The organism is Pseudoalteromonas distincta, assembly GCF_000814675.1.
GTDB classification, from domain to species: Bacteria; Pseudomonadota; Gammaproteobacteria; order Enterobacterales; family Alteromonadaceae; genus Pseudoalteromonas; species Pseudoalteromonas distincta.
Map to the genome: position 1 here is coordinate 353,375 of NZ_JWIG01000001.1, position 26,235 is coordinate 379,609.

Sequence of the window (26,235 nt, forward strand, 5' to 3'; positions counted from 1 at the left end):
GAATTTTATGCGGATAAGTTAAATTTATACCCTGTAAATTATCGTAAATCGCGAAATTTAACCAGCATATTCTGCTGAATTTTAATTAGAATGCACTCACAATATCACTGGTAATTTATTGGTAATTAATTTTACTTTAATTCTTAACATCCTGAGGGTTGCTTATGTTATTCAACGGCGATTTAACTACTACTTGTCCTATCAGACAAAGAATCCGTGACTTTTACCGCATAGATGAAAATGCAGTTATTGATCATATTTTACCGCTTGCAGAAGTAGGCGTAAAAGCACGAAGTCGTGCCTGGGAAAGAGCCCGCCAGATTGTTTTGAACATTCGTAAAGAGCAAGATGGGCAAGGCGGTGTTGATGCGCTTTTAAATGAATTTTCACTCTCTAGTGAAGAAGGCGTTGTATTAATGTGTTTGGCCGAAGCACTGCTTCGCGTACCAGATAAAGCAACTCAAGATGTACTTATTCGTGACAAGTTAGCCAAAGGTGATTGGAGCTCTCATTTAGGAAGCAGCGATTCTTTATTTGTAAACGCATCTTCTTGGGGATTATTAGTTACCGGTAAAATGGTTAACTACACAGACAAAACTAAAGAACAACAGTTCGGCATGCTTAAAAAGACCATTGGTCGTTTAGGTGAGCCAGTTATTCGTAAGTCTGTAAACTTTGCTATGAAAATTATGGGCAAGCAATTCGTAATGGGTCGTACCATTGACGAAGCAATTGAACGTGCTGCCGAAACAGAGCAAAAAGGTTATGTGTATTCTTACGATATGCTAGGCGAAGGCGCGCGCACAATGAAAGATGCGAAGCGTTACTTTGACAGCTACATGAATGCTATACACTCAATTGGTAAAGCGGCCAATGGTCGTGGTCCAATTAAGAGCCCTGGCATTTCAGTTAAGCTTTCTGCTATTCATCCACGCTATGAGTTCACTCATAAAGACCGTGTGATGGAAGAAATAGTCCCTAAGTTAAAAGAACTTGCTCTTGCCGCTAAAAAATACGATATCGGCTTTACCGTTGATGCAGAAGAAGCAGACCGTTTAGATATTTCATTAGATGTAATTGAAGCGGTATTCAGTGATGAAGATCTTGGTGATTGGCAAGGGTTTGGCTTAGCGGTTCAAGCCTATCAAAAACGCGCTATTTTTGTAATTGAATGGCTAACTGACCTTGCAACCCGCGTTGGTCGCAAGATGATGGTACGTCTAGTAAAAGGCGCATACTGGGATACTGAAATAAAAACCACACAGCAAGATGGTTTAGATCATTACCCAGTATTTACCCGTAAAGCAACAACAGACGTTTCTTACAAAGCGTGTGCTATTAAAATGCTTGAAGCGCGCGATGTGCTTTATCCGCAATTTGCTACACATAACGCTTACACTGCCGCGACTATTTTAGAAGTAGCAAAAGGCGACAACACAGGTTTCGAATTTCAACGTTTGCACGGTATGGGTGAGTCATTATTCGACCAAATCGTTAACGAAGAAAAAATTCAATGCCGCGTGTATGCCCCAGTTGGTCAACACGAAGACCTCCTTGCGTACCTTGTTCGTCGTTTGTTAGAAAATGGTGCTAACTCATCATTTGTGAACGCCATTGTAGATACAACAAAACCTGTTGAATCATTACTACCAGACCCTGTAGAAACATTGCAAGGCTTGCGTAACAAGTACAATACGCAAATCAAAATGCCAATTGATTTATACGGTGAAGAACGTGCTAACTCTAAAGGCATGGATTTAACCGACATCAACGTTATCACCCCTTTCAAAGAGAATCTTGAAACATGGTTTAACGAGCACTTAATTGAGCAAAGTCAAGTACCTGAAGGCTCATTAGCTGTTAAAAACCCAGCAAATCACAAAGAAATCATCGGCCACGTTAAACTGCAAACTGGCGAAGAGATGAAAGTATTACTGGCTAACGCTGAAGCAGCACTTGAATCATGGTCACAAACACCAGTAAGAGAGCGAGCTAACTTACTGCGTCGCGTTGCTGACATATTAGAGCGTCATCACGACGAACTTGTTGCTATCTGTATTAAAGAAGCAGGTAAAGTAGCGCAAGATGGTATTGATGAAGTACGTGAAGCGGTTGATTTTTGCCGTTACTACGCGGCGCGCGCTGAGGAGCTATCGCAAGATGAGCGTTTTGAAGCCCGTGGCGTTATTTTATGTATTAGCCCGTGGAACTTCCCGCTTGCAATATTCTTAGGCCAAGTTGCCGCTGCGATTGTCACAGGTAACACTGTAATTGCAAAGCCTGCTGAGCAAACAAGTTTAATAGCCCTTCGTGCTATTGAACTAATGCTGTCTGTTGGTTTACCTGAGCATGTTGTTCAACCGGTTATTGCTCGTGGTTCTGAAGTAGGCAAAACAATTGTTCCTGATGAGCGCATTCAAGCGGTTATGTTTACAGGTTCTACTGAAACTGGCACATTAATTTCTCAAACACTTGCTGCACGTAACGATATTCAAGTACCGTTAATTGCAGAAACAGGTGGCCAAAACTGTATGATTGTTGACTCAACGGCGCTTCCTGAGCAAGTAGTTGACGATGTGATCAGTTCTGGTTTTCAAAGTGCTGGGCAACGTTGTTCTGCTCTTCGTGTGTTATTCATTCAAGATGACGTAGCAGATGGCATTATCGAAATGCTTAAAGGTGCCCTAGCTGAGCTACACATTGGCGACCCATCGTTACTATCAACTGATGTTGGTCCGGTAATTGATGAAAAAGCACTTAAAAATTTAAACGAGCACGTTGAGTACTTAAAAGGTAATTCTATACTTCATTACGAGTGTAAAATCCCGGATAACACTCAAAATGGCGCATACTTTTTTGCACCTCGTTTATACGAAATCAAAGATTTATCAGTACTTAAGCGTGAAGTATTTGGCCCATGTGTTCATATTGTTCGCTTTAAATCGAGCGAACTTGATGATGTGATGGATCAAATTAATAACACAGGTTATGGCTTAACAATGGGTGTACATTCACGTATTGAAGAGCGCTGTGAGTACCTTGCTAAAATGTCACGTGCAGGTAATGTTTACATTAACCGAAACATGATTGGTGCTATTGTTGGTGTGCAACCATTTGGTGGCCGTGGTTTATCAGGTACTGGCCCTAAAGCCGGTGGCCCTAACTACCTTCAACGTTTAGTAAAAGAAAAGGCATCACCAGATAACGTGCAAATGACAAACCTGACGCCAGATGAGCTTGATTTACACCACTATAGCGGTGCAAATGAGCAAGTTAAAAAGCTAATGGCTAACTCAATGCGCGATGAAAAAATCTGGCGTGCAACACCACTAAACGACCGTGTTTCAGCTGTGCGTCAGTTGCTTGCTAAAATCGCGACGGTAGAAATTATCGACGATTTAGCAGACGATTTAGCATTAACATTATCAGAAGCTCGTGCACAGCTTAACCGCCTTGAAAAGCACATGCGTAAATTTACTACCCTGCCAGGGCCAACGGGTGAGTCTAATACACTTCATCTAGAAGCGCGTGGCTGTGTAGTGTGTTATGCAGATAAGAGCACATCATTTAACTTCTGGGCATTGTCTATCATTACCGCTATTGCCGCAGGTAATACGGTAATTACTGTAGCGTCTGAGCTGTTTTACGATGAAGCTGTTGCCTTTAAAGATAAATTTATCTCTACAGGTGTTGCTGAAGGTGTTTTCCAAGTAGCTAAACCTAATCAGTTACAAGCTATCTTGGCTCACCCTCATTTAGCTGGTGCGGTAGTTGCTGCTCGCTCGTCTCGTTTAGGCTACTTTAGCCAACAGCTTGCACAGCGTAAAGGCGCAATTTTACCGGTAATTAGCTCTGAGTATTACGATACATTAATCAAGCGCTTAATTACTGAAAAAACAATTAGTATTGATACAACAGCATCAGGCGGTAATACCTCGCTAATGACGCTTGTTGAAGATGATGAATAATTAAGCTAATGCTTTTTTACTAAAAAATAAAATAAGGCACTGTAAAGTGCCTTTTTTATTTGGTCGTTACGTATAAGTTTGTTAGTTTAAAAGTAGATTAACAACTGAAGCCGTAAAATTGAAAACCATTCCTATTACTAAGTTAGTCCCAGGTATGTTTGTGCAAAGCGTTACCAAACAAACTGGCAGTATTAAAATTAAAAACCAAGGCTGGGTTAAAACTCAAGCTGGTATTAATAACCTGATAAAAGCAGGTATTTTAGAAGTAGAAATCGACCCAGATAAAACCCTCATTGATTCAGTCCCTGAAAAAGATCCTATCGCTACACCTACAACAAAAATAAAGCGTGATCCTTGGCAAAAAATAAACAGCGCTGAGCAAGAAATGGGAAAAGCAAAAAAGCTCTATGACGAAGCAAAAACACTGCAAATAAAAGCATTTAAAGATATAAAAGCTGGCCGTGATATAGATATAGCGCCGTTTAGAGAACTGGCAAGTGGCTTTATGGATTCTGTTTTTAGAAATCAAGATGCCCTAGCCTGCCTTACCCAAATGCGCCAAAAAGATGCCTACCTACTTGAGCACTCAATTAATGTATCAATATTAATGGGTATTTTTGCAAAACACTTAAATATAGAGAAAGATACTATTGTTGAGCTGACTACCGGCGCACTATTACACGACATTGGTAAAATAAAAATCCCTGATGAAGTGCTAAACAAACCTGGGCGCTTTACAGACGACGAATTTAAAATAATGAAAATGCATTCGCTTTTCAGTAAAGAGATATTAGAAGATTCTGGGTTAACAGGGATCGCGGTAGACATTGCAGGTATGCACCACGAAAGACTCGATGGTAAAGGCTACCCGTTTGGTAAAAAAGGTGACGAGATAAGTCAGTATGTGCGTATGGCGTCAATGGTAGATGTTTATGATGCACTTACCGCAGAACGTGTTTATAAAGCAGGCATGGAGCCAATAAAGGCGTTTAAAATATTAAAAGACGGGTGCCCAGATAGCTTTGATCCTGTGCTGCTTAATAAATTTATTCAATGTATTGGCATCCATCCGGTAGGAACGCTTGTCAGGTTATCGAGCCAAAGAGTAGGTTTGGTCACCAAGAGTAATCCGGGGGCACCACTAAAACCTGTCGTTAAAACATTTTACAGCGCTAAGCATAGCCGCTACACCGAAGTAAAAGATATTGATTTATCTAATAAAAAAACTGTAGACACTCTTGAGTCAGCGGTTAAACCTAAAGAATATAATATTGATTTAGAACGCTTTTATAAAAATTCAATATTATCCTAAGCACTATTGAGAGCTCAATATTCTACCGAGCTCTCAACATGATAACTAAGCGCTTACTGCGGCCAGTCTTGCAAAGCTTTTAAGCTAAACTCATAACCATCAAAATCTAGCACACTTTGCTCAGGTGTAATTTCTGTGACTGTTAGAGCACCTATGCTTTCTCCTTCGTGTAATTCTCGACCATTTAGCTTGATCCAGCGTTTATCAGCACTCGATGAATATATATGCGCTTGATATTTAATACTAGGTAACATTGATTGCAAACCATCAGGTAATAACTCAACAGGCTCAACACGTGATGACGTTTTTGACGCTTGAGTAACTTCATAATCTTGGTTTTTTTCGACATCTTGTATAGCTTGCGCAAATGCATTTTTAAGAGTTGTAGGCACGGCATCAAGCTCAGGGTCACTCGTCTGTTGAGATTGGGTGCTGCCATTAATTGGCTTACCCAATACTTTATATTTACTCATATCAAGTTGAGCCGATGCGGTATTTTGATTTTGCCCAAATACCGCAGTGTTTTGTGCATTATTTGGATTGTAATTACTTTGTGGGTTAAACGCTGGCTGATTATAATTTTGAACAGGCATTACTTGTTGCATGTTTTGCTGATTATAACCTGCTGCGCTCGTAACCTGGCTCGACGGCATAGGAATATACTGACCATTTGGGGTTAATAACATTTGCTGTACACCATTGGGGGTTTGCACATGCACAAGTTGCCCTTCAATCGTTGCAGTATTTGTTGGAGCTACTTTAGCAGGCTCCAACTTAGCTACTTGCTGTTTTTCAGCTTCAGCATCTTCCTCTTTAACGTCTTTGTTAGGCGATGATTTTTCGCTTTCCACCACCTTAATTACAGCGGGTCCCGCTGCGTTTAATAAAGTTGTACTTTGAAACCACTTTCCGGCGGTAAAGCCACCCGCTACCGCAATAAAAGCAGCTAAGCTTGTACCAAATACTAATGCTAATCGTCTATAACGCTTAAGTGCTTGCTGTTGCTTTAACTGCTCAGATTGTAAGTCGTACTGTTCAGCACTCATATCTGATTGCTGCGACTGCTTTAGCGCATCTAATAAATAAGACATAACTTACCTAACTATAAAATAAATGAAAGACCAATGCCTACGGCAAATAAAGCAGCGAATGCAAGGCTATAGGGTACAAATAACGTTGCTTTGTTAGCTTCGTTAACCGGTGCTACAAAGTCCATCGGTAATGACTCATGAGCTGATTTTTTTATTATATCGCTATCAACTATCAACTGCTGCTTTGCAAAAGTCCCAACTAAAGCACGCTCACAGACCAAATTCATTAATCGTGGCACACCGCCAGTTAATTGATGAACAGCTTGCATGGCATCCATCGAAAAGATTCCTTTATCACACCCTGCAATATGTAACCGATGCTTTATGTAAGCGACTGTTTGGCCTTGCGTAAGTGGTAATAAATGGTAACGAGCCGTTATCCTCTGGGCAAGTTGCCTTAATTCGTTGCGCTTCAAAAGGTCTTGCAGCTCAGGTTGACCAACCAATACTATTTGTAATAATTTTTTATGATCGGTTTCTATATTTGTCAGCAAACGTAATTGCTCAAGCACGTTAGGGGCAAGTAATTGTGCTTCGTCGATAATAAGTATAGTGTGCCCGCCCGATTTATTATTAGTCTCTAAATGCTTTTTTATAATATCGGTAAGACTTTTAAGCGTCGCATTATGAACATCGTAACTAATATTGAGCTCATCACAAATACTGGCTAATAACTCCAGCTCTGAAAGCGCTGGGTTATGGATCATCGCTACTTGAGTGTTTTCAGGAAGCTGCTCTAACATACTGCGGGTAATTGTAGTTTTACCTGTACCTACTTCACCTGTTAATAATACAAAACCACCGTCTTCACCTAATCCATAGGTAAGGTGTGCTAAGGCTTCTTTATGTCGTTCACTTAAAAATAAGTAATGAGGGTTAGGCGAAATCGAAAAAGGTTTTTCGTTCAGGCCAAAATAGCTTAAATACACCGTGATGTTCCTTCGTAATTAAATCACGGCCTATAATGGCAAAAAAATGCGCTGAGTGACAACGTTGTAAGCGCTTTATTATTGAAATAACGTAAATTTATGTAAAACAAAAAAGTGCAGCTGTTTTAAGGCTGCACTTTTGTCTGTCTAATCTTAGTATGCATTTTACTCTTCGTAGCGCACTAATCGTAAATACACATTACTGGTTTTAGCATGTAAGCTATTCAACCCACTATCAAATTGATAAACCCACGCTGAGCTCATTGTGCTTACACCCGATGTATTTGACCAATAGTTTTGAAGCTTAGTGCCCAAAAATACGTTTTCATTAATACTCGGCTCTGTGCAACTGTGCTCTAAAATACTCGCCAATTCTTTAATGTTAGGCATTTGCCAATCATCGTAATCTGCGGTTGTATCATTTTTAGCACCACGAAGTGCTTCTTGCCAAGTAAGGGAAGGTGTTGAGCCTTCACAAAGTTGTGTCTCTGTATTATAAGTTTGCCCATAACTACAGCGTTGCCACATAAGGCCTGTTTCGCTATCAGACACTGTGCCATCTGCATTTATGGTAAATCTATCTGTCGGTGTTGTGGTATCTGCACCGTCGTAGCACGTTTGCGCCGCTGCAATATTAAAGCTCAAGCTTATAGTTGCTAGTGCATAGAGTAATTTTAATTTCATTATTTTCTCCTAACGACTTCTAACTAAACGTACATAAGCAGTATTTTCTTTTGGATAAGCAAGGTCGTTACCATCACTCATATCAATGATATACGCTTGCGATAAACTGGTACCATCAGCTGCTGTTTGTGAGGTCCAGTAACGTAAATGGCTTAATGCACTTTCACTTGGCATATTAGGTAAAAATGCCTCATCAATTAATATACTTTGCCCTTGTTTACCGTAATCAATTAAGCCCAAAAGCTCTGTATAAGTAGGTAATCGCCAGTTTGTACCACCACAAAAATCTAAATCATTAACTTCGTTTATATAACTTTGTACTCCACAACTTGTATTGTCCGGACACGTTGAATTGGCGGTACTGGTATCGGTAAAAGTCGTATTCCCTACATCCCAAAAGTAATGATTTTGACCATCACGTAACGAAGTATTTGGTACCGTGCCAGATGCCACACTTTTCACCTCCCATACAAGCCCAGTAACATTATCGCGTATACAGGTAAAGTCACTACTATCATCACCAACTTCATCAGCAAACTGATTAAGTTTAGTGTAATCAAACGCTAAATTACCTTTGCCAACTTTATCTAAGCGATTTGCATAGCTATCGCGTCCAAGCTCTGCATCTTGCGCTGGAAAGTCATCACTCTCACAATTAATACGTTGAGTATTGTTATAACACTCACCAACACCACTATCGTTGATGAGTCCAAGTGCTTTGGGTGATACATCAACAAATAAAGAGTCTGTATCGGTGCGCCCCTTTGAATCGGTTACCGTGACTTCAAAGCTCAATGTAGACTCAGTATCAACATCTGAGGCAAAAAATGTCGTTATACATTGGTCGCTATTGCTTAATGTTTCGCTATTACCGGTAAGTTGTTGCCATTCACACTTATAGGTATCGGTAACGGTTTCGCTATTTGTAGCATCAAGCGTTACTTGCTCAAACTCTTCGACATTTTGATCTGCGCCTGCATTTGCATCCACTAACTCATTTGTTTTGTTGAGTGTCATTGAATATTGAGTGCTCGCCTCGCCACCTTCATCATCAGTGACAGTTAGCTGCCAAGATAAATTCACGTTACTTTCAAGTAATGGATGAGAGAAACTAAGAGTCGATTCATTAAAACTCTCAATATCTAAATCAGGACCCGATAGCAATTGCCACAAATAACTATCAATTTGGCCATTATCATCAGGATCGCTCGACTCTAGGGCACTCAAAGTCACTGTATCTTTGTATACAGAGGGAAGTGTTTCAGGAGATGTTTGTGTAACAACAGCAAGAGGTAGTTGGTTATTAGAGCTCACTGAAATAGAAATGTCGTCACTAACAGCGCTACTACCTGTACTTTGATAGCTCACTCTTAATATTATTTCACTATCAGTTTTTACGTCAGGTGCAGTAAGTGTTTGCTCAGCGCCTTCAAGGGGGAAACCTTCTATGCTTGGGCCGCTAACTTGTTGCCATGAAAACGTACCATCAGCGGGGGAACCTTGTGCTGTGATGGTAAATTCAGATTTTTCGATAATTTGTAAATCGGCTCCAGCATTAACAGACGTTTCAACAACTGTATTATCGCTATCACCGCCACCGCCTCCACACGCACTCAGTAAACCACACGAAATGAGGGGGATTAAAGCAAACGCTTTCATACGCAGCACCTTATTATGTCAAATAATTACTATAGTGTAATCACTAGCAATAAAGATGCCATTAAAGTACTACATATATGTATCTTGATGAATGCGTACAAACAACTTCGTACCGATTTTACTGTAATCTATTTTGTATTCACGCCCGTCTAGAGCTTGAATAAACAGCAACTGCTTTTCTTCGCCAAATACATCAGCGCTACTTACATAAACCATTTCTAAATAACGCTCTTTTGCATCACGGCGGTTTTTAGGTAATTCTTCTTTAAATGGCTCCAGGCCATGTTGCGTTACTTTAATTCGAGGATGAATTTCAGAGTTTACAATCACTAAATCATGCTTTTTATCTTTATGTATTATGGTATTTCGACCACTTTTTAAAAAGGCTCTGTCTTGACTCATTTTTCTTTCCTACAGTCGTAGCTTAATTACTAAGCTGCGACGCTATAAACTGACTAGGCTCGCGCTTCCACTTATTTAAGTTAGCACTAAATGCCCAAATATCTCTATCTAACACGCTGGCAGGCAATAATAAATCGTAACCTGTTAGCTGCTGAAGGTGCTTAGTTCTATTAGCAAACATGGCTATAAGCCCAGTATAGCTTATCCCTTTATGGGATGTGTAATGTGTATCTTCTATTAACCATTCTGATGGGCAATTGCCATTTTTGCAATGTTTTTGAACAACTTGCATAAATAAATTACGCTGCTCTATTAATAATTTCCCTGCAATTCTAGGCGCTATGCTTGATAAAAAGTCGTCTATATCATTTACCTTAACGCCAACCGCATTTAATTCTAAATAGTCAAAGCCATCTTCTACTTTGGGTATTCCACTGTGATGAAAGTTACTATGAGGCATACACCAAGCTCCGTACTTGTGGCAATAAACGAGCTCAGATTCGCTTAATATAAGGCTATGGTATGGTTCTTGAGATTTTAAAAATCCAATAAAAATAGCCACAAGGCACAAGCTCACTAAAAATATTTCAAGTATGCTAATCTCACCCGGCCTCAGTAAATTAAATAACATAATAAAGACTAAGCCTATAGCACCTACAACAATCACCTCAATTGCGTTTCGCGCGCCCTGTGCCCGAAACTTAATGACATTGTCAGATTTATCCATATCGGTAAAACACCATATAAAAAACAAACATAATAATGCCCCAAATTATGACCTTTCTTGTTGTTATACATAAGTTACAGCTAGTTTTAAATTTCATACATTACCGCTTTTTCCTCAACAAAATAGGAACAATGAATAAATCTTATTTACTTTTACGCTTAACGCACAAATTTATGAGATACATAACCGTCTTTTCACGGTCTTATTTCGTACAATACTTACAATTCATTTTCAGGTATGAAATCAATGTACTCAAGACAATCAGGTAAAGCACTTTTTCCATTTATTATTACGTTACTTCTAATATTTAGCGTTTATTTATATTTACCCGCTAGCCACGGCGAACAAGCCGATTCATCACAAATGTCTACCCAAGTAACGGCTCATACTGTTACCTCTGAGGAAAACGCAGTGATGATAGAGGCCATCGGTAGTGCACGTGCAAACCAAGCTATTTATATAAAAAGTGCGCAAAACGATTATGTCACAGATATATATTTTAAAGATGGCGACTTAGTCAGTAAAGGACAAAAATTAGTACAGTTACAAAGCCAACAAGAGCAACTTGCAGTTAAAGAACTCGGTATTAACTTACGTGAGGAAAAACGTCAGTTAGATCGCCTTACCGAACTTTCACGTTCGCAATCAACGGCAAAGTCATTACTTGAAGAACAATTATCTCGTGTTGATGCCACTGAAGCTCAACTAGAAAGCGCTAAAACAAAGTTAAATGAAATGACTATTACCGCGCCATTTTCAGGCCTGTTAGGTAAGCGTGAAATATCAGTTGGCGCCTACGTAAGCAACACAACAATAATCACCACACTTGATGATATTAGTATTATTAAAGTTGACTTCAAAGTACCTGAAAAATATTTAGCACAATTAAACATGGGTATGAAAGTACTTACCCAAAACGATGCCTACCCAGGGCAGACATTTAACGGCAAGGTAACACATATTAGCTCGCGTATTGATTCGGTAACACGCAGTGTTGAAGTAACTGCAAGTTTTGCTAATAAATCAGGATTACTTCGCCCTGGCATGTTATTAAATACAGCACTTGAGCTAAGCAGTAACCAAGCTTTAATGGTGCCAGAAAAAGCGGTTATCCCTTTACAAGACAAACACTTTGTTTTTCAAATTCAAGACGGAGTAGCCAATAAGGTTGAAGTGCATGTTGCTGGCAGAAATAATGGCTGGGTTGCTATCGATGAAGGTTTAAATGATGGCGAGCAAATTGTTACTGAAGGGCTAATAAAAATTCGCTCTGGTAGTAAAGTAAGCGTTAAGGGGTAATACGTGAAAATTACTGATACTAGCGTTAAACGCCCCGTTTTTGCCATAGTAATTAATTTACTACTTCTTACTTTTGGTCTGGTTGCATTTACTATGCTGCCACTTCGTGAGTACCCTGATATTGAAACGCCAATAGTAAATATCAGCACTGAATACACAGGTGCTTCTGCCGAAATTATAGAAACCAAAATAACGCAAATAATAGAAAATCGAATTTCCGGTATTGAAGGTATTAAAAGTATTAACTCTTCGAGCCGTAATGGGCGCTCAAACATTACCATTGAGTTTGATATTAACCGCGACATAGATGCTGCATCTAACGATGTACGTGAACGTGTAGCACGTGCACTTGATAGTTTACCCGATCAGGTACGCCCACCAGAAGTGTCTAAATCAAATAGTGATGAAAGCCCTATTGCATGGTTTGTATTAAACAGCGAAACAATGGACTCGTTACAGCTCTCTGATTACGCGCAGCGTTTTATTGTTGACCGCTTAGCCGTAGTAGATGGTGTATCTAACGTGCGTATTGGTGGTGAGCGCCAATACGCAATGAAAATTTGGCTAAACCGCCAAGCAATGGCTGCACGCGGCATTACCTCAAGCGATATTGAAAATACACTGCGTACAGAAAACGTTGAATTACCTGCCGGCGAAATAGAATCAATAGATCGCGACTTTACCGTGCGTACTGCACGTAGTTATAAAGATCAGCGCGATTTTAAAAACCTGGTAATTAAACGTGGTGAAGAAGGTTATTTAGTGCGTTTAGGTGAAGTTGCCGACGTAAAATTAGAAGCTGCCGATGACGAAAGCTTATTTCGTGGTAACGGGCGCAACATGATTGGCCTAGGAATTGTAAAACAAGCTAAAGCAAACACGCTTACCGTAGTAGATAACGCACGCAGCGAACTTGAAAAAATCAAACGTAACCTACCTGAAGGCACCACAATTCAAGACAGCTACGATTCGTCTGTATTTATTAAAGAATCAATTAGTGAAGTTTACAGCACACTTGCCATCTCTATGGGTTTAGTCGTACTCGTTATATTTTTGTTTTTAGGCAATATACGAGCAACGCTTATTCCTGCGGTTACCGTACCGGTCGCACTTGTTGGTAGCTTTATGTTTTTATTAGCAATGGGCTACTCAATCAACTTACTAACTTTACTTGCCTTAGTACTGGCTATTGGTTTAGTAGTAGATGATGCCATTGTAATGCTTGAAAACATTCACCGTCGTATTGAACTGGGTGAGCCGCCATTACTAGCTGCATATAGAGGTGCGCGTGAAGTTGGTTTTGCCATAGTAGCAACCACGCTTGTACTAATATCGGTGTTTGTGCCATTGGTGTTTATGGATGGCCGTATAGGGGCATTATTTACTGAGTTTGCAATGGCGGTAAGTGCTGCCGTATTTTTCTCAAGTGTTACAGCGCTGACTCTCGCTCCAGCCTTGTGTTCTAAAGTACTTAAAGTATCAGACAAACCAAATAAATTTAGCCAATGGATGGACCGCCAGTTTACTAAAATTGAAGTAAGTTACCGTACTTCACTCTCCACTAACATAACCCGTAAATGGGGCTTAATGGTGAGCTTATTATTAGCGGGCTTTGTTAGTTACTCGTTGTTTTTACAAGTTCCCTCTGAGCTAACGCCAAAAGAAGACCGTGGCACGTTCTTTATTATGATGAGCGGCCCTGAGGGCGCAAGTTATGAAAATAACGCCGCTAATATGGCTCAAATTGAAGAACGTTTAATGCCTTACTCGCAAGCAGGTGAGCTAAGTCGTGTACTTGTTCGAGTGCCTGGCTGGGGTGGCAGCGGCGGTGTTGCGATTGTCGGAATGGCCGATTGGGATAAGCGTAAACGCTCAACATGGGAAGTAATGGACGAAATAAGCGGTAAAATGCAAGAAGTTACCGATGTGCGTGCATTTGCCATTATGCGTCGTGGTATTGGCGGTGGTGGTTCATCTCGCCCTATTGAGTTTGTATTGCAAGGTAATGATTACGCTCAACTTGCCGATTGGCGTGACCGTATAATTAAGCGTGCCGAACAAAACCCTGGTTTAGTAAGAATCGATCATGATTATAAAGAAACCTTCCCGCAGTTTTTAGTCAGCATAGATAAAAACAAGGCTGCTGATTTAGGTGTTTCGGTATCTGATGTAGGCCGTACACTTGAAACAATGCTTGGCCAGCGCCGTGTTACAACCTTTATTGACCGTGGTGAAGAATACGATGTAATTTTAAAAGGGACAAAAGAAGACTTTGCTAACCCTACTGACATTTCAAATATATATCTTAAATCACGAAGCGGTGAACTAGTCCCACTTGATAGCCTTATCAGCTTAAAAGAAGAAGCAACTGCATCGCGCTTAAACCGATATAACCGTATGCGCGCAATTACATTAAGCGCCAACTTAGCCGACGGTTATACGCTTGAGCAAGCGCTTAACTTTTTAAACGAAGTAGCCGCGCAAGAAAACGATATAGATGGCGCCGTAGATTACAAAGGCGAATCGCAACTTTATTACGAAGGCGCATCAGCGATGACCTACGTATTTATACTTGCACTCACGGTTACCTTTTTAGTACTGGCAGCGCAGTTTGAAAGCTTTATGCATCCGTTCGTCATTATGCTTACCGTACCACTTGGTTTAATGGGCGCTATGTTCGGACTTTGGGCTACAGGACTTACCTTAAATATTTACAGTCAAATAGGTATTGTCATGCTTATAGGGTTAAGTGCTAAAAACGGTATTTTGATTGTGGAATTTACTAACCAACTGCGCGATAAAGGCGTTGAATTTAGTGAAGCTATTTTGCAAGCAGCAACTCAGCGTTTACGCCCTATTATTATGACCTCGTTGACTACGGTTATGAGTTCGGTACCTTTAGTACTTGCTTCAGGTCCGGGCGCTGAAAGCCGTATGGTTATAGGTGTGGTCGTGTTTACTGGGGTTATTGTATCGACCCTACTTACTCTTTTTGTTGTACCTGCTGCATATTATGCACTTGCACGTAACACTCAATCACCTGAGTTTTTACAGCAAAAATTAGACAAACAAGCCGCTGAAAAACCTTTCGAAGAGATCTAGCCTCTTAATTGCGCCGTAACCTTGTTGTTGCGGCGCATACAATTTATGCTCGCTTTTAAAACCCCATATACATTTTAGGAATACTTATGAGCTCAACAACGCAAGTAGCAACATTTGGTGGCGGCTGTTTTTGGTGTATAGATGCTGCATTTAGACGTGTAAATGGCGTACTAACCGTAAGCTCTGGCTACACTGGCGGTGAAACAAATAACCCAACATATGATTCTGTATGCTCAGGCACAACCGGTCACGCTGAGGTTGTTAAAATTGAATTTGATACTACTGTAGTTAGCTTTGAAACACTTTTAGCAATGTTTTTCACACTGCATGATGCAACACAATTGAATCGCCAAGGTAACGATATAGGCACACAATATAGAAGTGTGGTTTACTATCACGATGAAGCTCAACTTAAGCAAACCAACGAAATGATAGCTCAACTGCAAAGCCATGTCGCTGAGCCAATTGTGACAGAAGTCAGCCCTACCACTACGTATTACCCAGCAGAGCATTATCACCAAGATTACTATAACGAAAATCCACAGCAGGGTTACTGTAGTATTTTAATAGCACCTAAGTTACACAAGTTTGAAACCGTATTTGAAGAGTTCTTAGCTGACTAGCTAATTTTAGTAGTTAAACTTAGCTAAACATTAAAAAGCCCGACATATGTCGGGCTTTCTAATATTAATAAATACCGTTAAAACTGGTAGCTTGCGCCTGCAAAAAAGCGACGCTCTGGCGTGTTGTAGTAATACACTTCACCCGTTGTAAAATCAGCGTTTGAATCAACAGCGTTATATTCTTTATCAAATAAGTTTTCTACACGAAGCGAAACTTCAATATGTTCATTTACTTGATAATTACCCGCTAAGTTCCAAAGTGTATAAGAGCCTAAGCGCGTCACAGCACCTTGTCGGTCGCTACGGTATTGCATGTCTAAGCTTGCATCAAAAGCACCAAACTGTTTTGCAAGTTCCCAGTTAAAAGTACGTTTAGCAACATTACGCAACTCTGCGCCCGTTTCTTCGTCTTCAGCGCTTAAGTAAGCAAAGTTAAGGTTGCTATCAAAACCAAAAAACTGCTGAGATAAGCTAAATTCAACCCCTTCGTAGCGTGCTTCATTTAAGTTGATAGGAAAAAAGTTAGAATCTAAAGATATCTTATCTTCAATATCATTTCTAAAAATAGCAACGTCAATACTTGCTATATCAAAATCTACATTTAACCCAATCTCTTGATTTAATGATTTCTCAGGCTCTAAATCTGGATTAGATGAAGGTGGAAAACCAGGAAAAGCCGGAAAGTATAAATCGTTAAATGTAGGTGCTTTAAAGCCAGTACTTTGGCTTATACGGAATGTTGCATCTTCAGATAAGTGATAACCAGCAGCGGCTGTATATGTTGTTTCATCACCAAACTGTTCATCATCGTCTTGGCGAATTGTTAAATTAGCTAACACTTTTTCAGCATTGTAATAAGCCCCAACAAATACTGCTAATACATCACGCTCTTGCATATCATACTGCGTTGAACTGTGCGATACATCATCGTTGTACCAGTTAACACCACCGCTAATATTAAGCTCTTCAGATAGTATATATTGACCGTTATAATCAAATTGCACACGTTTCGTTATAAAATCATTTACACCAAATGCTGAGGTATCGTGAGAGTCATCTGTTGAAATAGAAATATCAATACTGTGCGATTGGTTAGTGTAGTTTTTACTCCAACCTGCAGAAAGCTGATAGTTTTTAAAATCACCTGTTTCTATAGTACTTGTGGCTGGACTAAAGCGACTGTCGTAATCTGCATAGCCTTCACTGTATTGGCCTAATAACTTAAAGTCGCCGTAATGTGCATCGGTGTAGTTTATTTTAAAACCAAGGTTTTTATTTTCATAGCCATCTTCATCTGGTGCAACGCCTTGCAGTGCATCAAAGTTATCTGTTTTTTCAAAGCCTGCGTTAAATGCTGTTGTTATATCATCTGATTTTACAGAGCCTGCAACTTGATAATTTTGATAAGAGTCAGAACCAAATGTAGCGCTTAGGGATAAGTTATCTGACTCACGCGTAATAATATTAATAACACCAGCGAGTGCATCAGAGCCATAAACAGCCGCGCGAGAGCCTTTAATAATTTCTATGCGTTCAATACTATTTAGAGGGACATTATTTAATGCTTTTTGACCTAGTGTTGCTGAGCCTGTACGTACACCGTCAATTAAAATCAACGTATCGCCAGAGCCCGTACCACGAAGTGACACACCTGTATTTTGACCAAAACCACCGTTTGGATTAACCTGAAAACCCACTCGCGTGCTTAAAAGTGTAGGTAAATCGCGTACGTTACTAGCTTCTATTTCAGCACGTTCAATAACATTTACACTCGCTAAAACGTCGTTAATTGATTGCTCAAACTTATTAGCTGTAACGGTTATTTTTTCAATTGATTGCTCTGCACCAGACACAGAAAATGAAAGCGCAGCAGAAATTGCAACGCCTAGAGTTGTTTTGTTTAACATGAGGTCCCCTACCTTTGCCCACCGCAAAGATTTAAGTAAGTAAGATTGCATCAAGGCCGGTCTCCGGACTCAGTAAGCATATAAAAACATGCAATACTTTACCGTTGCGGGGGCAGTGTTGGGCTTGTAGTCATCATGAAAACTCACCAACTTCCCGATTATCCTGCTAAAAAAATCATTGCATGAAGTGGCTAGCAAGCACCTTGAAAATATGCCGTCATTGTGAGCATTTTGTTTACAAATGTCAATGGACGTCTATATAGCTAAAAGCTATTTCAGTTCAGTGCTGTATTATTATAGCTTGAAGTAATACCGTACTTATCAAGTAGCTTCTGAAGTTGCATTTGTGTAGTAGGTAAATTTAATATTTCATCCATTTTACGACTAGATATTTTATTTGATTGTGAGTTAATCAAAAAATGTGTTTCATACACTGCATCTGGTACGTCACTCTTAAATAGTAAATCCATATTTAAGATATTCTGCTTTTTAAAATACTGATAAGCAACACTGTTTAAAACCCCGACTTCAGCGCGCCTTAATAGCAGCATTTTAACTACATTGAATTCATCAATTGTTAGGCTTACCTGGTGCTCTTCTCTCAAGTATTCGGCATTTGTATTAAATCCTGCAAATTGATACGAGTACCCTAAAACCCCAACTTTGGTTAATTTATCCAGATTGTCAAAATAAGTTTGTTCTGATGCATTCTCTTTGAGTGTATAAATCTCGTTTTTGGTGATGGTATAAAATTCAGTTTTTTCAATATTCTCCTGCGATGCTTGTGGCAACCATTGCATTGCCATTAAAAATAAAACGTCGAAGTTATTTTTTTCAACAGACAAAGTAAGCCTTTTTACAGGTAAAGAAATAAGTATAAAGTTAAATTCCTCCTGTGCGTCGTTTATAATATTAATAAACTCAGGAGCAAAGCCCTGCTTTTTTTGCGCGTTAATAATAATCGGAAAGTAGCCATCTTCGACCAATACATCAATATCAACTGGCTTTGATAAGCTTGGCTTGGTAAATATAAGCAAAACAAATAACAGAAATAATTGATGGGGTCTCATTTTAATACCTTCTAGAGTGAAATTTTTATTATATTCAATTAAATATAATAGCTTAAATATCAAAAAGTGGATTAACACATGCAGAACTACGAGAGGATAAGGTGGGAAAGTTGTAAAAAGATTAAGTAGCTTTAATCTGTCTGCAAATATAGACAAATTAAAGCACTTTTATTAAAAACAGTTTATAAATTAGTCGCGAAAGTTTTTAAACTGAAAAGGCTGACCTAAATCGGCACTGCGCACTACCTGCATTGCTTCTTGAAGATCGTCACGCTTTTTACCTGTCACACGTACTTCTTCGCCTTGAATAGCGGCTTGTACTTTAACTTTTGAATCTTTAATGGCTTTAACCACTTTTTTGGCCATGTCTTTTTCGATACCTTGCTTTAACCCAACGTTACGAAATACATTTTTTCCTGCACGGCTAATATCTTGAAGTTCTAAACTAGCTACATCCATACCGCGCTTTGAAATTTTTCCCGCTAAAATATCGAACAACTGCATAACTTGAGAGTCAGCTTCTGCTTTAAGCTTAATTGTTTTATCGTTTAACTCAATAGATGCATCAACGCCCCTAAAATCAAAGCGAGTCTCTAGTTCACGGTTTGCGTTATCAACCGCATTTTTAGCTTCGTTCATTTCTACTTCAGATACAATATCAAATGAAGGCATTAGTATACTCCTAACTATTTAATCTTAATTTTATGTGGCAATTATAACGCTAAAATTATAAATCTTTACATTTTTCTGCATCTTGTTCAGGTGCGATACTAAATTAGTTTGATATACTTGCGCCTCTTTTTTAAGCGATTTTAGGATTTGTCGTGACAAGGCGTGTTTATCAAGCAGTTTTTTTAATCAGCATAGTGGCTTTCACCTTTTTATTTGCTAAAGAAATAAAAGGTGGCGTTGTAAATTTATTCCCTCATGTTGATAAAGTCGCCCATTTTGGGATTTTTTTTATATTAGCCATAATAATGGATAAGGCTTTTAAGCTTCCTTTATATGCTCAAATACTCTTATTAGCAGGCTATGGCGCCTCGATAGAAATAATGCAAGACGCACTTCCTTATAGGCAAGCATCACTTGGTGATTTTTTTGCTGATTTTGCAGGTGCTGCAAGCTACTTTTTACTTAGAGTAATTTTTACACCTCGAAAAAAGAACCCACATGGCTAATATTTTAATCGTTGGCGATGGCGCTATTGGCTTATTGCTGAGCCACTTTTTGAGCGCATCGCATAATGTCAGCGTTTTAACTCGTAAAAACCCAACAAACACCCGCTTTTATAGCAGAGGAAAGGGTGCATCTAAAAAAATTGACGCTAAATTTATTTCATTAAATCAGCTAAATAAAGCGGCTGAACTTGATGTTGTTTTATTTACCGTTAAAGCCTTTCAAGTACTTGATGCATTTACGCAAATAAAGCCATTTTTACCAAATCATTGCTCTGTTGTACTTTCGCATAACGGAATGGGTAATGTTGATGAGGTAAATAGCCAGCTAAGCACTCACCAAGCACTCTACTTTTTAACGACAAGCATAGCTGGCTTTAAATCAAACCAATACATTGTGCAGCACACTGGTGAGGGACAAAGCGTTATTGGTGCTTGTAATGAATTAGCTTTTCAAAATAGCGCGCCAATAGCTGATATTTTTAAAGTAATACCCAATCTAAAGTTTACTAATAACATTCAGCAGCTTCGTTTTGAAAAGCTACTCGTCAATATTGCCATTAATCCATTAAGCGCTTTAAGTAATGTAAAAAATGGCGAATTACGTGCACCTAAGTACAATACAATAATTTTTAATGCACTCACTGAAGCATGCAATATTGCAAAGGCTCAAGGGCTTAATATCCCATTAATTAAAGCTCTCAATACCGCTTATAAAATAATGGAGTTAACCGCAAATAATTACTCATCAATGCAGCAAGATATAGCTCACAATAGAGAAACTGAAATATCAGCTATATGTGGCTATATTAGCCAACAAGGTAAACTTCACAGTATTCCAACGCCTTACAACGATGAGTTGTTAGTCAAAATTCAGGCAAAAAAAAGCGTGGTATAAACCACGCTTATATAAGCTTTTAACTTTACGGGCGATAAACTTTTACAGTTTCGAAGCCCTGTTCGTGCAGCATAAGTGCCTGTAGTTGGCTCATTACGCCTCTGTCACAATATAAATAGTAGTCGGTGTCTTTTGGTAAATCACCAAACTTAGTAGCTAAACGGAAGAACGGCAAATGCACCACTTCAACACCATCGATTGCAAGCGGTGCAGCTTCTTCTTCTTCTGGTGAGCGAATATCAATTACTACAGAGCCTGCAGGTAAATCAGCAACCGACTCAGCCTCTTTTAGCTCTTGCTTTGCTTCTACGTCAATATCGCGTACATCCATTATGCGCGCGTTATTTACTACGGTATCTAGCACATCAAAATCGAACTTTTCTTCTTCGGCTTCTATTACTTCAATTTTGGCTTTAACTGTCGGCTTTTTAGAAATAACACCACAATATTCAGGCATCGTTTCAGCCATTTCAGCTGTACCAATTTGGCGAGCAAGATTAATAATTTCTTGTTTATCATTTTGAATTAGCGGGCGTAAAATAAGCGTTTCAGTAACGCGGTCAATCACGCTTAAGTTCGCTAATGTTTGACTAGATACTTGGCCAATACTTTCACCAGTGACAAGCGCCTGAATGTTTAACTTTTCAGCCACTACACTTCCTGCTCGCATCATCATACGTTTAAGCACAACACCCATTTGGCTGTTTTCAACGTTTTCTAAAATTTCAGCAACAACAGGTTCAAAATCAACTGTTATAAATTTCACTTTATGTGTTGAGCTGTATTTTTTCCATAAAAAATAGCTCGCTTGCTTAACACCAATCTCGTGCGCTGCGCCACCTAGATTAAAGAATAAAAAGTGCGTACGTGCGCCTTTACGAATCATTTGGTAACTTGCTACGCCAGAGTCAAAACCACCCGACATAAGAGAAAGCACGTCTTCTTGCGTTGGTAGTGGAAAGCCCGCCATACCAAAATGCGTTTGCGAAACAATATAAGCTTTATCGTCTTTTACTTCTAAGCGTATTGTTACTTCTGGACGGCTAAGTTTAACGCTTGCGCCTTCAATATGTTGATTTAGCCCACCACCAACATAACGCTCTAAATCAGTCGAGGTAAAGTCGTGTTGGCCTATACGCTTAGCACGCACACAGAAGGTTTTACCCACAATTGTGTGACCCACTAACACTATTGTTTTTTGATAGATATCATCGAGAGTTTCAAATTGCGTCTCAGTTACTTCAATAAACTGAACGATACCAGGTATGCGTTTAAGGCTGTCGATAAAATCAAGGCGAACTTGTGCATCTTCAAGCTTTGTAACAACTGAAATATTATCCCAGTTATTTCTTACTTGTACTTTTTCGTCAAGACGTCGCAATACAATTTTAATGTTATTTTCTAACACTTTAGTAAAGCGTTTACGGACCGAACGGCTTTTGATGGCTATTTCAGGATGTAGTTTGACGATAAATTTAAGCATAGTTCACTCTTAGACTGCGGGAATTCGCGCTCCCAGGCATTTGGCGCGCGATTATAGCAAAAAATTCAGCGTCTAGGAAACAGCCAAAAGGCAACGGCTAAACAACAGTTGGGGCTTGTTGCGCTAATTCAGTGTATTTTTCGCGTAATAGGTTCATTTTATCAATACTTTTATCGGTACTGTACGCTCTAAATAATGTAAGTACTTTTAAAATACCGTGATATATATCTTGCTCAGCAAGGGTACCGCTTGGCCTACGAGCCTTAATATAAGGCGTCCAAAAGCTAACAGTTAACTTTAGTGTATGGGCTAAATCAATGACATCTTGCTCATCAATAGCAATCATTTCACTATCGCGAAGACCTAGAATAATTTTACGAACTTGCTCTAATAATTCTAACTGAAAATCAATGTAAGCTTGTTTTAGCTCAGTGTCTCTGGCAAGTATATCGCCAAGATTGTCGTAAAAAAAATGGTAACGCCACATCAATTCAAATAACGAATCTAAATAAGCCGTTAAATGATTAAATGCATCATCATCTTTATTAATAGGTTTAAAGTGAGTATTTAAATGATCGCGATACAACGCAAAAATATGACGGATAATGTCTTCTTTATTTTTAAAATGATAATAAAGATTACCCGGGCTCATCCCTAAGTTTGATGCAATATGATTTGTCGTTATTGCACGCTCACCATTTTCGTTAAACAACAAAATACTGGTGTGTATTATTTTATCCTTGGTATTCATATGCTAATACTCAAATTATCTATAGGCTACATTACACTCAAAAGAGTTAAACAGTATAAACAAATATGAATCATTAAAACACTCAAACCTTGGACTGACCTGTTCAAAGAAAGTAAGTGTTTATATGCTTTATTAGCTAGGCTGCTTTGTGGCATAAACACTGTTAAACTAGCGCTAAAATCATAAATAGTGAACATTATGAAAGTTATTGCAATTTACCCGGGCACCTTTGATCCACTAACCAATGGTCATACAGATCTTATTCAACGTGCAGCTAAAATGTTTGATACCGTATTAGTTGCGGTTGCGAACAACCCAAGTAAAAAACCCTGTTTTAACCTTGAAGAACGTGTTGAACTTGCAAACTCTATTTTAAGTCACTTAGATAATGTTAAGGTCATTGGTTTTTCTGGCTTATTGGCTGACCTTGCGCGCGATCACAATGCTAATGTGCTTATTCGTGGTATTAGGGCTGTATCTGATTTTGACTATGAATTTCAATTAGCTAACATGAACCGCCGCCTGAATCCTGATTTAGAAAGTGTATTTTTAACACCCGCAGAGCGAAATTCATTTATTTCATCAACGCTTGTTAAAGAAGTAGCTCGTCACAATGGTGATGTAAGCGAGTTTGTAGACCCTGTAATTGTCAAAGCTCTAAAAACTAAACTGGGCTGTGGTGCCCAATAACACTTCCCGAATTAGCGCATAACTTGTATGCGCTAATTCGGCTTTTGTATAGATGATAATTTTAATTTTTTAATTAACCAAACAAGTTTTAGCAAATCTTTATTGATAATTAGTATTAGCGCCATAGTGATATCAATAATAGGCATAAGAAAACCATACAGCATCCACAGCCACCAAAAGTCCCGATTGCCATAAAGAGTATTATCAATATACATGCTCATAAACAGTGAGGCATTGATACCAAGCCCTACAATAAGATAATAAAATTCGTACGGTATTTTGCGTCCTAAAAAAATACGCCACATAAAAATAACGGCAATTGTTAGTACATCAAATATAAACATCTTTAAATGCGGAGCTGCAGTAGTTATGTCCATAAATAAACTAGATGTGTACGAAGCCATCATAATAAAGCTAAGGTGAACTCGGCTTTTATCTTGCTTATTAATGGCAATTGATAGAGTGAACAAAAAAGCAAAAACAAAAAGCCATGTAATAAGTATTCCAAAATACACGTTAATTGAATTTAATTGCCAAAATAGATCCTCCATTCTATTCAACCTTTTGATGAGTGCTTTTTCTACGATTAAGTAAATACCGTTTTAATGCAACCAAACCTAAAAAATCTTTATTAATTAGGAGAACTAAAAGCATCGTTAAATCAGAAATTATTTGCCCTATTGCATATAAGGCCCAAAACCACCAGTAGTCTAAATTTCCTAAAACAATACTGTCATAGTGCATTCCAAAAAAAACAAATGCGTTAAAGCTAAGTCCAACTAAAAGATAATAAAAGGCTACGGGGAGGTTTTTACTAAAGTATATCCGCCATATAATCAGAAAAAATATAGTTACGATATCTAATATGAAAAGGGTCAAATGAGGTGTGTTGCTAAAGGGATCCATAAAAATACTTGAGGTGTAAGATACCATCATAATGAATGCAAGCTGTGTGCAGCTTTTGTCATACTTGTTAATGCTTGCAGACAAATTGTATAAAAAAGCGAGCACAAAAGACCATGTAATAAAAATAATTATATAGTCGTATAAACCAACCAGCTGCCATAAAAAATCATGCATTGCGTGACCTTTTAAATTTTTCAGTTAAAAATTTAGTAAGCTTAACTAGACCTAAAAAATCTTTGTTAGAGATAAGCGCTAATGGCATTATCAAATCTGTAAAGTACATACCAAATACATAAACGTTCCAAAACCACAAATAATATAGAGTGCCTAAAATCTCTATATCGTAATGCATAGCTAAAAATAAAGATGCGTTAATACTCAGACCAAAAACAAGGTAATAAAATGCGTTAGGAATTGGGCCACGACTGCAGTACCGAAACGTAAAAATAATGATTAGAGTTACAATATCGAAGTAAAAATAGTTTAAGTGAGACACTATAACCATATCGAACAGTGTACTTAAGGTATACGAAATCATCATAATACCAGAAAGGTACATTGTATTTTTATAGGGACTGTTTATGCTTGCTGACAAATTATAAAGAAATGCAATTACAAAGAACCATGTAATAAAAATACCTACATAATCTCTAATCGCTACCAGATCCCACAGTATGTCAGCCATCATGCCCCTTTATGAATTTATTATTTCGCAACCACCCTTTTAGTTTATACAAACCTAAAAAATCTTTGTTTATAAAAAATATAGCTACCATCATAAAGTCGGCTAAATTAACAACAATTGAATAAAAAAACCAAAACCACCAAGGTTCGTAATTATTAAAAACTGACACATCTATATACATACCAAGAAATAATGATGAGTTTATAATCAACCCTAACAACAAGTAGATCGATATAAGATTTTTAATAATGAACAACCTTAAAATAATAATGGCGAAAATAGTTGTTATATCAAACAAAAAGAGCTGAAGATACGATATGTGTTGTATATCTATAAACAGGCTTGAGGAGTAAGAAATTGACATAACCAACGATAACCATACAGCTTCTTTTTTAGGTGTGTTAATACTTACAACTAGTGAGTACAAAAAAGCCATTAAAAAGCCCCACTGTACAAATACACCTATGTAAAAAGAAATTGCTGGATTAACTAGAATATTATCCATTATTTTTGAGATTCTTATTGAATACTAGTGACAGAATCATTAAAACATCGAACATATTTACACCGATAGAGTAAACACTCCAATACCACCAAGGCTCATAGTTATATAAGACGTATAGATCGTAATGTAATATTAAGGTGAGTACAGCATTTATTATTAACGCAAAGATGATGAAGTGAAAAGCTATAGAGCGGTGAAGTACTTTAAAGTACTCTAAAATTAACAAAGCTAAAATTGTAATAAAATCGTAGAGCGCCGAGTTTAAATATAGACTTTCTAATAAGTCTATATAACCACTAAAAACATATGAACAGAGCATAAGCGTAGATAAATAAACAGGAGACTTATTTTCTTTATTTATCGCAGAGG

At 38.3% G+C, this 26,235-nt stretch carries 22 protein-coding genes and 1 riboswitch; of the genes, 8 read left to right on the plus strand and 14 right to left on the minus strand.

The annotated features are described in order from the left end of the window. Positions 1 to 164 precede the first annotated feature (164 nt). Both putA and QT16_RS01520 read left to right on the plus strand, forming a co-directional pair. Positions 165 to 3,968: a bifunctional proline dehydrogenase/L-glutamate gamma-semialdehyde dehydrogenase PutA gene (putA, locus tag QT16_RS01515; protein ID WP_024596881.1), complete on the plus strand. Its 3,804-nt coding sequence runs from the start codon at positions 165 to 167 to the stop codon at positions 3,966 to 3,968. Positions 3,969 to 4,086: 118 nt separating this feature from the next. After that, complete coding sequence (locus tag QT16_RS01520; RefSeq protein ID WP_039484825.1) at positions 4,087 to 5,280, plus strand: cyclic di-GMP phosphodiesterase; 1,194 nt, start codon at positions 4,087 to 4,089, stop codon at positions 5,278 to 5,280. 53 nt (positions 5,281 to 5,333) lie between these two features. Here the strand turns inward: QT16_RS01520 and QT16_RS01525 are convergent, their stop codons facing one another. The 6 genes from QT16_RS01525 to QT16_RS01550 form a co-directional block, all read right to left on the minus strand. Then, the gene (locus QT16_RS01525) at positions 5,334 to 6,371 is read right to left on the minus strand and encodes a general secretion pathway protein GspB (protein WP_039484828.1); all 1,038 of its coding nucleotides are present in this window, start codon (positions 6,369 to 6,371) and stop codon (positions 5,334 to 5,336) included. A gap of 11 nt (positions 6,372 to 6,382) precedes the next feature. After that, entirely contained in the window at positions 6,383 to 7,300 is a 918-nt protein-coding gene (locus QT16_RS01530) for an ExeA family protein (protein ID WP_039484831.1), read from the minus strand. 165 nt (positions 7,301 to 7,465) lie between these two features. Beyond that, complete coding sequence (locus tag QT16_RS01535) at positions 7,466 to 7,984, minus strand: Lcl C-terminal domain-containing protein (RefSeq protein WP_039484834.1); 519 nt, start codon at positions 7,982 to 7,984, stop codon at positions 7,466 to 7,468. A gap of 9 nt (positions 7,985 to 7,993) precedes the next feature. Then, positions 7,994 to 9,643 carry an Lcl C-terminal domain-containing protein gene (locus QT16_RS01540; RefSeq protein ID WP_039484838.1) on the minus strand — a complete coding sequence of 550 codons (1,650 nt, stop codon included), beginning with the start codon at positions 9,641 to 9,643 and terminating at the stop codon, positions 7,994 to 7,996. A gap of 69 nt (positions 9,644 to 9,712) precedes the next feature. Then, positions 9,713 to 10,045 carry a hypothetical protein gene (locus tag QT16_RS01545; protein WP_002958746.1) on the minus strand — a complete coding sequence of 111 codons (333 nt, stop codon included), beginning with the start codon at positions 10,043 to 10,045 and terminating at the stop codon, positions 9,713 to 9,715. 22 nt (positions 10,046 to 10,067) lie between these two features. Beyond that, entirely contained in the window at positions 10,068 to 10,772 is a 705-nt protein-coding gene (locus QT16_RS01550) for a DUF2982 domain-containing protein (protein ID WP_002958747.1), read from the minus strand. A gap of 246 nt (positions 10,773 to 11,018) precedes the next feature. On the opposite strand from QT16_RS01550, the gene QT16_RS01555 reads away from it, so the two are divergent. From QT16_RS01555 to msrA, 3 genes are all read left to right on the plus strand, one after another. Then, positions 11,019 to 12,071 (plus strand): efflux RND transporter periplasmic adaptor subunit, encoded by a 1,053-nt coding sequence (locus QT16_RS01555; RefSeq protein ID WP_039484841.1) that lies wholly within the window; start codon positions 11,019 to 11,021, stop codon positions 12,069 to 12,071. Positions 12,072 to 12,074: 3 nt separating this feature from the next. Beyond that, positions 12,075 to 15,173 carry an efflux RND transporter permease subunit gene (locus QT16_RS01560; protein ID WP_039484845.1) on the plus strand — a complete coding sequence of 1,033 codons (3,099 nt, stop codon included), beginning with the start codon at positions 12,075 to 12,077 and terminating at the stop codon, positions 15,171 to 15,173. An 86-nt stretch (positions 15,174 to 15,259) separates the two neighbouring features. After that, the gene (gene msrA, locus QT16_RS01565; protein ID WP_039484849.1) at positions 15,260 to 15,796 is read left to right on the plus strand and encodes a peptide-methionine (S)-S-oxide reductase MsrA; all 537 of its coding nucleotides are present in this window, start codon (positions 15,260 to 15,262) and stop codon (positions 15,794 to 15,796) included. 77 nt (positions 15,797 to 15,873) lie between these two features. Here msrA and QT16_RS01570 read toward each other — a convergent pair whose 3' ends face one another. From QT16_RS01570 to QT16_RS01580, 3 genes are all read right to left on the minus strand, one after another. Beyond that, complete coding sequence (locus QT16_RS01570) at positions 15,874 to 17,703, minus strand: TonB-dependent receptor domain-containing protein (protein ID WP_039484852.1); 1,830 nt, start codon at positions 17,701 to 17,703, stop codon at positions 15,874 to 15,876. A gap of 37 nt (positions 17,704 to 17,740) precedes the next feature. Then, a riboswitch (cobalamin riboswitch) is annotated at positions 17,741 to 17,924 on the minus strand. 54 nt (positions 17,925 to 17,978) lie between these two features. Continuing rightward, on the minus strand, positions 17,979 to 18,773 hold the full coding sequence (locus QT16_RS01575; RefSeq protein WP_039484856.1) for a transporter substrate-binding domain-containing protein: 795 nt from the start codon (positions 18,771 to 18,773) through the stop codon (positions 17,979 to 17,981). A 189-nt stretch (positions 18,774 to 18,962) separates the two neighbouring features. Further along, on the minus strand, positions 18,963 to 19,445 hold the full coding sequence (locus tag QT16_RS01580) for a YajQ family cyclic di-GMP-binding protein (protein WP_002958753.1): 483 nt from the start codon (positions 19,443 to 19,445) through the stop codon (positions 18,963 to 18,965). Positions 19,446 to 19,597: 152 nt separating this feature from the next. Here QT16_RS01580 and QT16_RS01585 point away from each other — a divergent pair, with 152 nt between their 5' ends. Both QT16_RS01585 and QT16_RS01590 read left to right on the plus strand, forming a co-directional pair. Then, positions 19,598 to 19,951, plus strand: a complete 354-nt coding sequence (locus QT16_RS01585) for a VanZ family protein (protein WP_002958754.1) — start codon at positions 19,598 to 19,600, stop codon at positions 19,949 to 19,951. Continuing rightward, on the plus strand, positions 19,944 to 20,846 hold the full coding sequence (locus QT16_RS01590) for a ketopantoate reductase family protein (RefSeq protein ID WP_039484859.1): 903 nt from the start codon (positions 19,944 to 19,946) through the stop codon (positions 20,844 to 20,846). Before QT16_RS01585 ends, QT16_RS01590 begins: the two co-directional genes overlap by 8 nt. A gap of 25 nt (positions 20,847 to 20,871) precedes the next feature. On the opposite strand, the gene thiI is transcribed toward QT16_RS01590, so the two are convergent. Continuing rightward, on the minus strand, positions 20,872 to 22,329 hold the full coding sequence (thiI, locus tag QT16_RS01595) for a tRNA uracil 4-sulfurtransferase ThiI (RefSeq protein WP_039484863.1): 1,458 nt from the start codon (positions 22,327 to 22,329) through the stop codon (positions 20,872 to 20,874). Positions 22,330 to 22,426: 97 nt separating this feature from the next. Further along, positions 22,427 to 23,080, minus strand: coding sequence for a TetR/AcrR family transcriptional regulator (locus QT16_RS01600; protein ID WP_002958757.1), 654 nt, complete (start codon positions 23,078 to 23,080; stop codon positions 22,427 to 22,429). 198 nt (positions 23,081 to 23,278) lie between these two features. Between QT16_RS01600 and coaD the strand changes: the two genes are divergently transcribed. Beyond that, positions 23,279 to 23,770, plus strand: coding sequence for a pantetheine-phosphate adenylyltransferase (gene coaD / locus QT16_RS01605; RefSeq protein ID WP_039484868.1), 492 nt, complete (start codon positions 23,279 to 23,281; stop codon positions 23,768 to 23,770). A 32-nt stretch (positions 23,771 to 23,802) separates the two neighbouring features. On the opposite strand, the gene QT16_RS01610 is transcribed toward coaD, so the two are convergent. The 3 genes from QT16_RS01610 to QT16_RS20960 all read right to left on the minus strand — a co-directional run bounded on the left by QT16_RS01610 (position 23,803) and on the right by QT16_RS20960 (position 25,866). Continuing rightward, positions 23,803 to 24,321: a hypothetical protein gene (locus QT16_RS01610; protein WP_039484871.1), complete on the minus strand. Its 519-nt coding sequence runs from the start codon at positions 24,319 to 24,321 to the stop codon at positions 23,803 to 23,805. A gap of 1 nt (position 24,322) precedes the next feature. Continuing rightward, positions 24,323 to 24,850, minus strand: coding sequence for a hypothetical protein (locus tag QT16_RS01615; RefSeq protein ID WP_039484873.1), 528 nt, complete (start codon positions 24,848 to 24,850; stop codon positions 24,323 to 24,325). A gap of 503 nt (positions 24,851 to 25,353) precedes the next feature. Continuing rightward, entirely contained in the window at positions 25,354 to 25,866 is a 513-nt protein-coding gene (locus QT16_RS20960) for a hypothetical protein (protein WP_039484876.1), read from the minus strand. Positions 25,867 to 26,235 lie beyond the last annotated feature (369 nt).

Bases quoted from the DNA above. Each gene is read 5' to 3' on its own strand.
- putA (WP_024596881.1), top strand. From the start codon at position 165: ATGTTATTCAACGGCGATTTAACTACTACTTGTCCTATCAGACAAAGA.
- QT16_RS01525 (WP_039484828.1), bottom strand. From the start codon at position 6,371: ATGTCTTATTTATTAGATGCGCTAAAGCAGTCGCAGCAATCAGATATG.
- QT16_RS01535 (WP_039484834.1), bottom strand. From the start codon at position 7,984: ATGAAATTAAAATTACTCTATGCACTAGCAACTATAAGCTTGAGCTTT.
- QT16_RS01540 (WP_039484838.1), bottom strand. From the start codon at position 9,643: ATGAAAGCGTTTGCTTTAATCCCCCTCATTTCGTGTGGTTTACTGAGT.
- QT16_RS01545 (WP_002958746.1), bottom strand. From the start codon at position 10,045: ATGAGTCAAGACAGAGCCTTTTTAAAAAGTGGTCGAAATACCATAATA.
- QT16_RS01550 (WP_002958747.1), bottom strand. From the start codon at position 10,772: ATGGATAAATCTGACAATGTCATTAAGTTTCGGGCACAGGGCGCGCGA.
- QT16_RS01555 (WP_039484841.1), top strand. From the start codon at position 11,019: ATGTACTCAAGACAATCAGGTAAAGCACTTTTTCCATTTATTATTACG.
- msrA (WP_039484849.1), top strand. From the start codon at position 15,260: ATGAGCTCAACAACGCAAGTAGCAACATTTGGTGGCGGCTGTTTTTGG.
- QT16_RS01570 (WP_039484852.1), bottom strand. From the start codon at position 17,703: ATGTTAAACAAAACAACTCTAGGCGTTGCAATTTCTGCTGCGCTTTCA.
- QT16_RS01575 (WP_039484856.1), bottom strand. From the start codon at position 18,773: ATGAGACCCCATCAATTATTTCTGTTATTTGTTTTGCTTATATTTACC.
- QT16_RS01580 (WP_002958753.1), bottom strand. From the start codon at position 19,445: ATGCCTTCATTTGATATTGTATCTGAAGTAGAAATGAACGAAGCTAAA.
- QT16_RS01590 (WP_039484859.1), top strand. From the start codon at position 19,944: ATGGCTAATATTTTAATCGTTGGCGATGGCGCTATTGGCTTATTGCTG.
- thiI (WP_039484863.1), bottom strand. From the start codon at position 22,329: ATGCTTAAATTTATCGTCAAACTACATCCTGAAATAGCCATCAAAAGC.
- QT16_RS01600 (WP_002958757.1), bottom strand. From the start codon at position 23,080: ATGAATACCAAGGATAAAATAATACACACCAGTATTTTGTTGTTTAAC.
- coaD (WP_039484868.1), top strand. From the start codon at position 23,279: ATGAAAGTTATTGCAATTTACCCGGGCACCTTTGATCCACTAACCAAT.
- QT16_RS01610 (WP_039484871.1), bottom strand. From the start codon at position 24,321: ATGGAGGATCTATTTTGGCAATTAAATTCAATTAACGTGTATTTTGGA.
- QT16_RS01615 (WP_039484873.1), bottom strand. From the start codon at position 24,850: ATGCATGATTTTTTATGGCAGCTGGTTGGTTTATACGACTATATAATT.
- QT16_RS20960 (WP_039484876.1), bottom strand. From the start codon at position 25,866: ATGGATAATATTCTAGTTAATCCAGCAATTTCTTTTTACATAGGTGTA.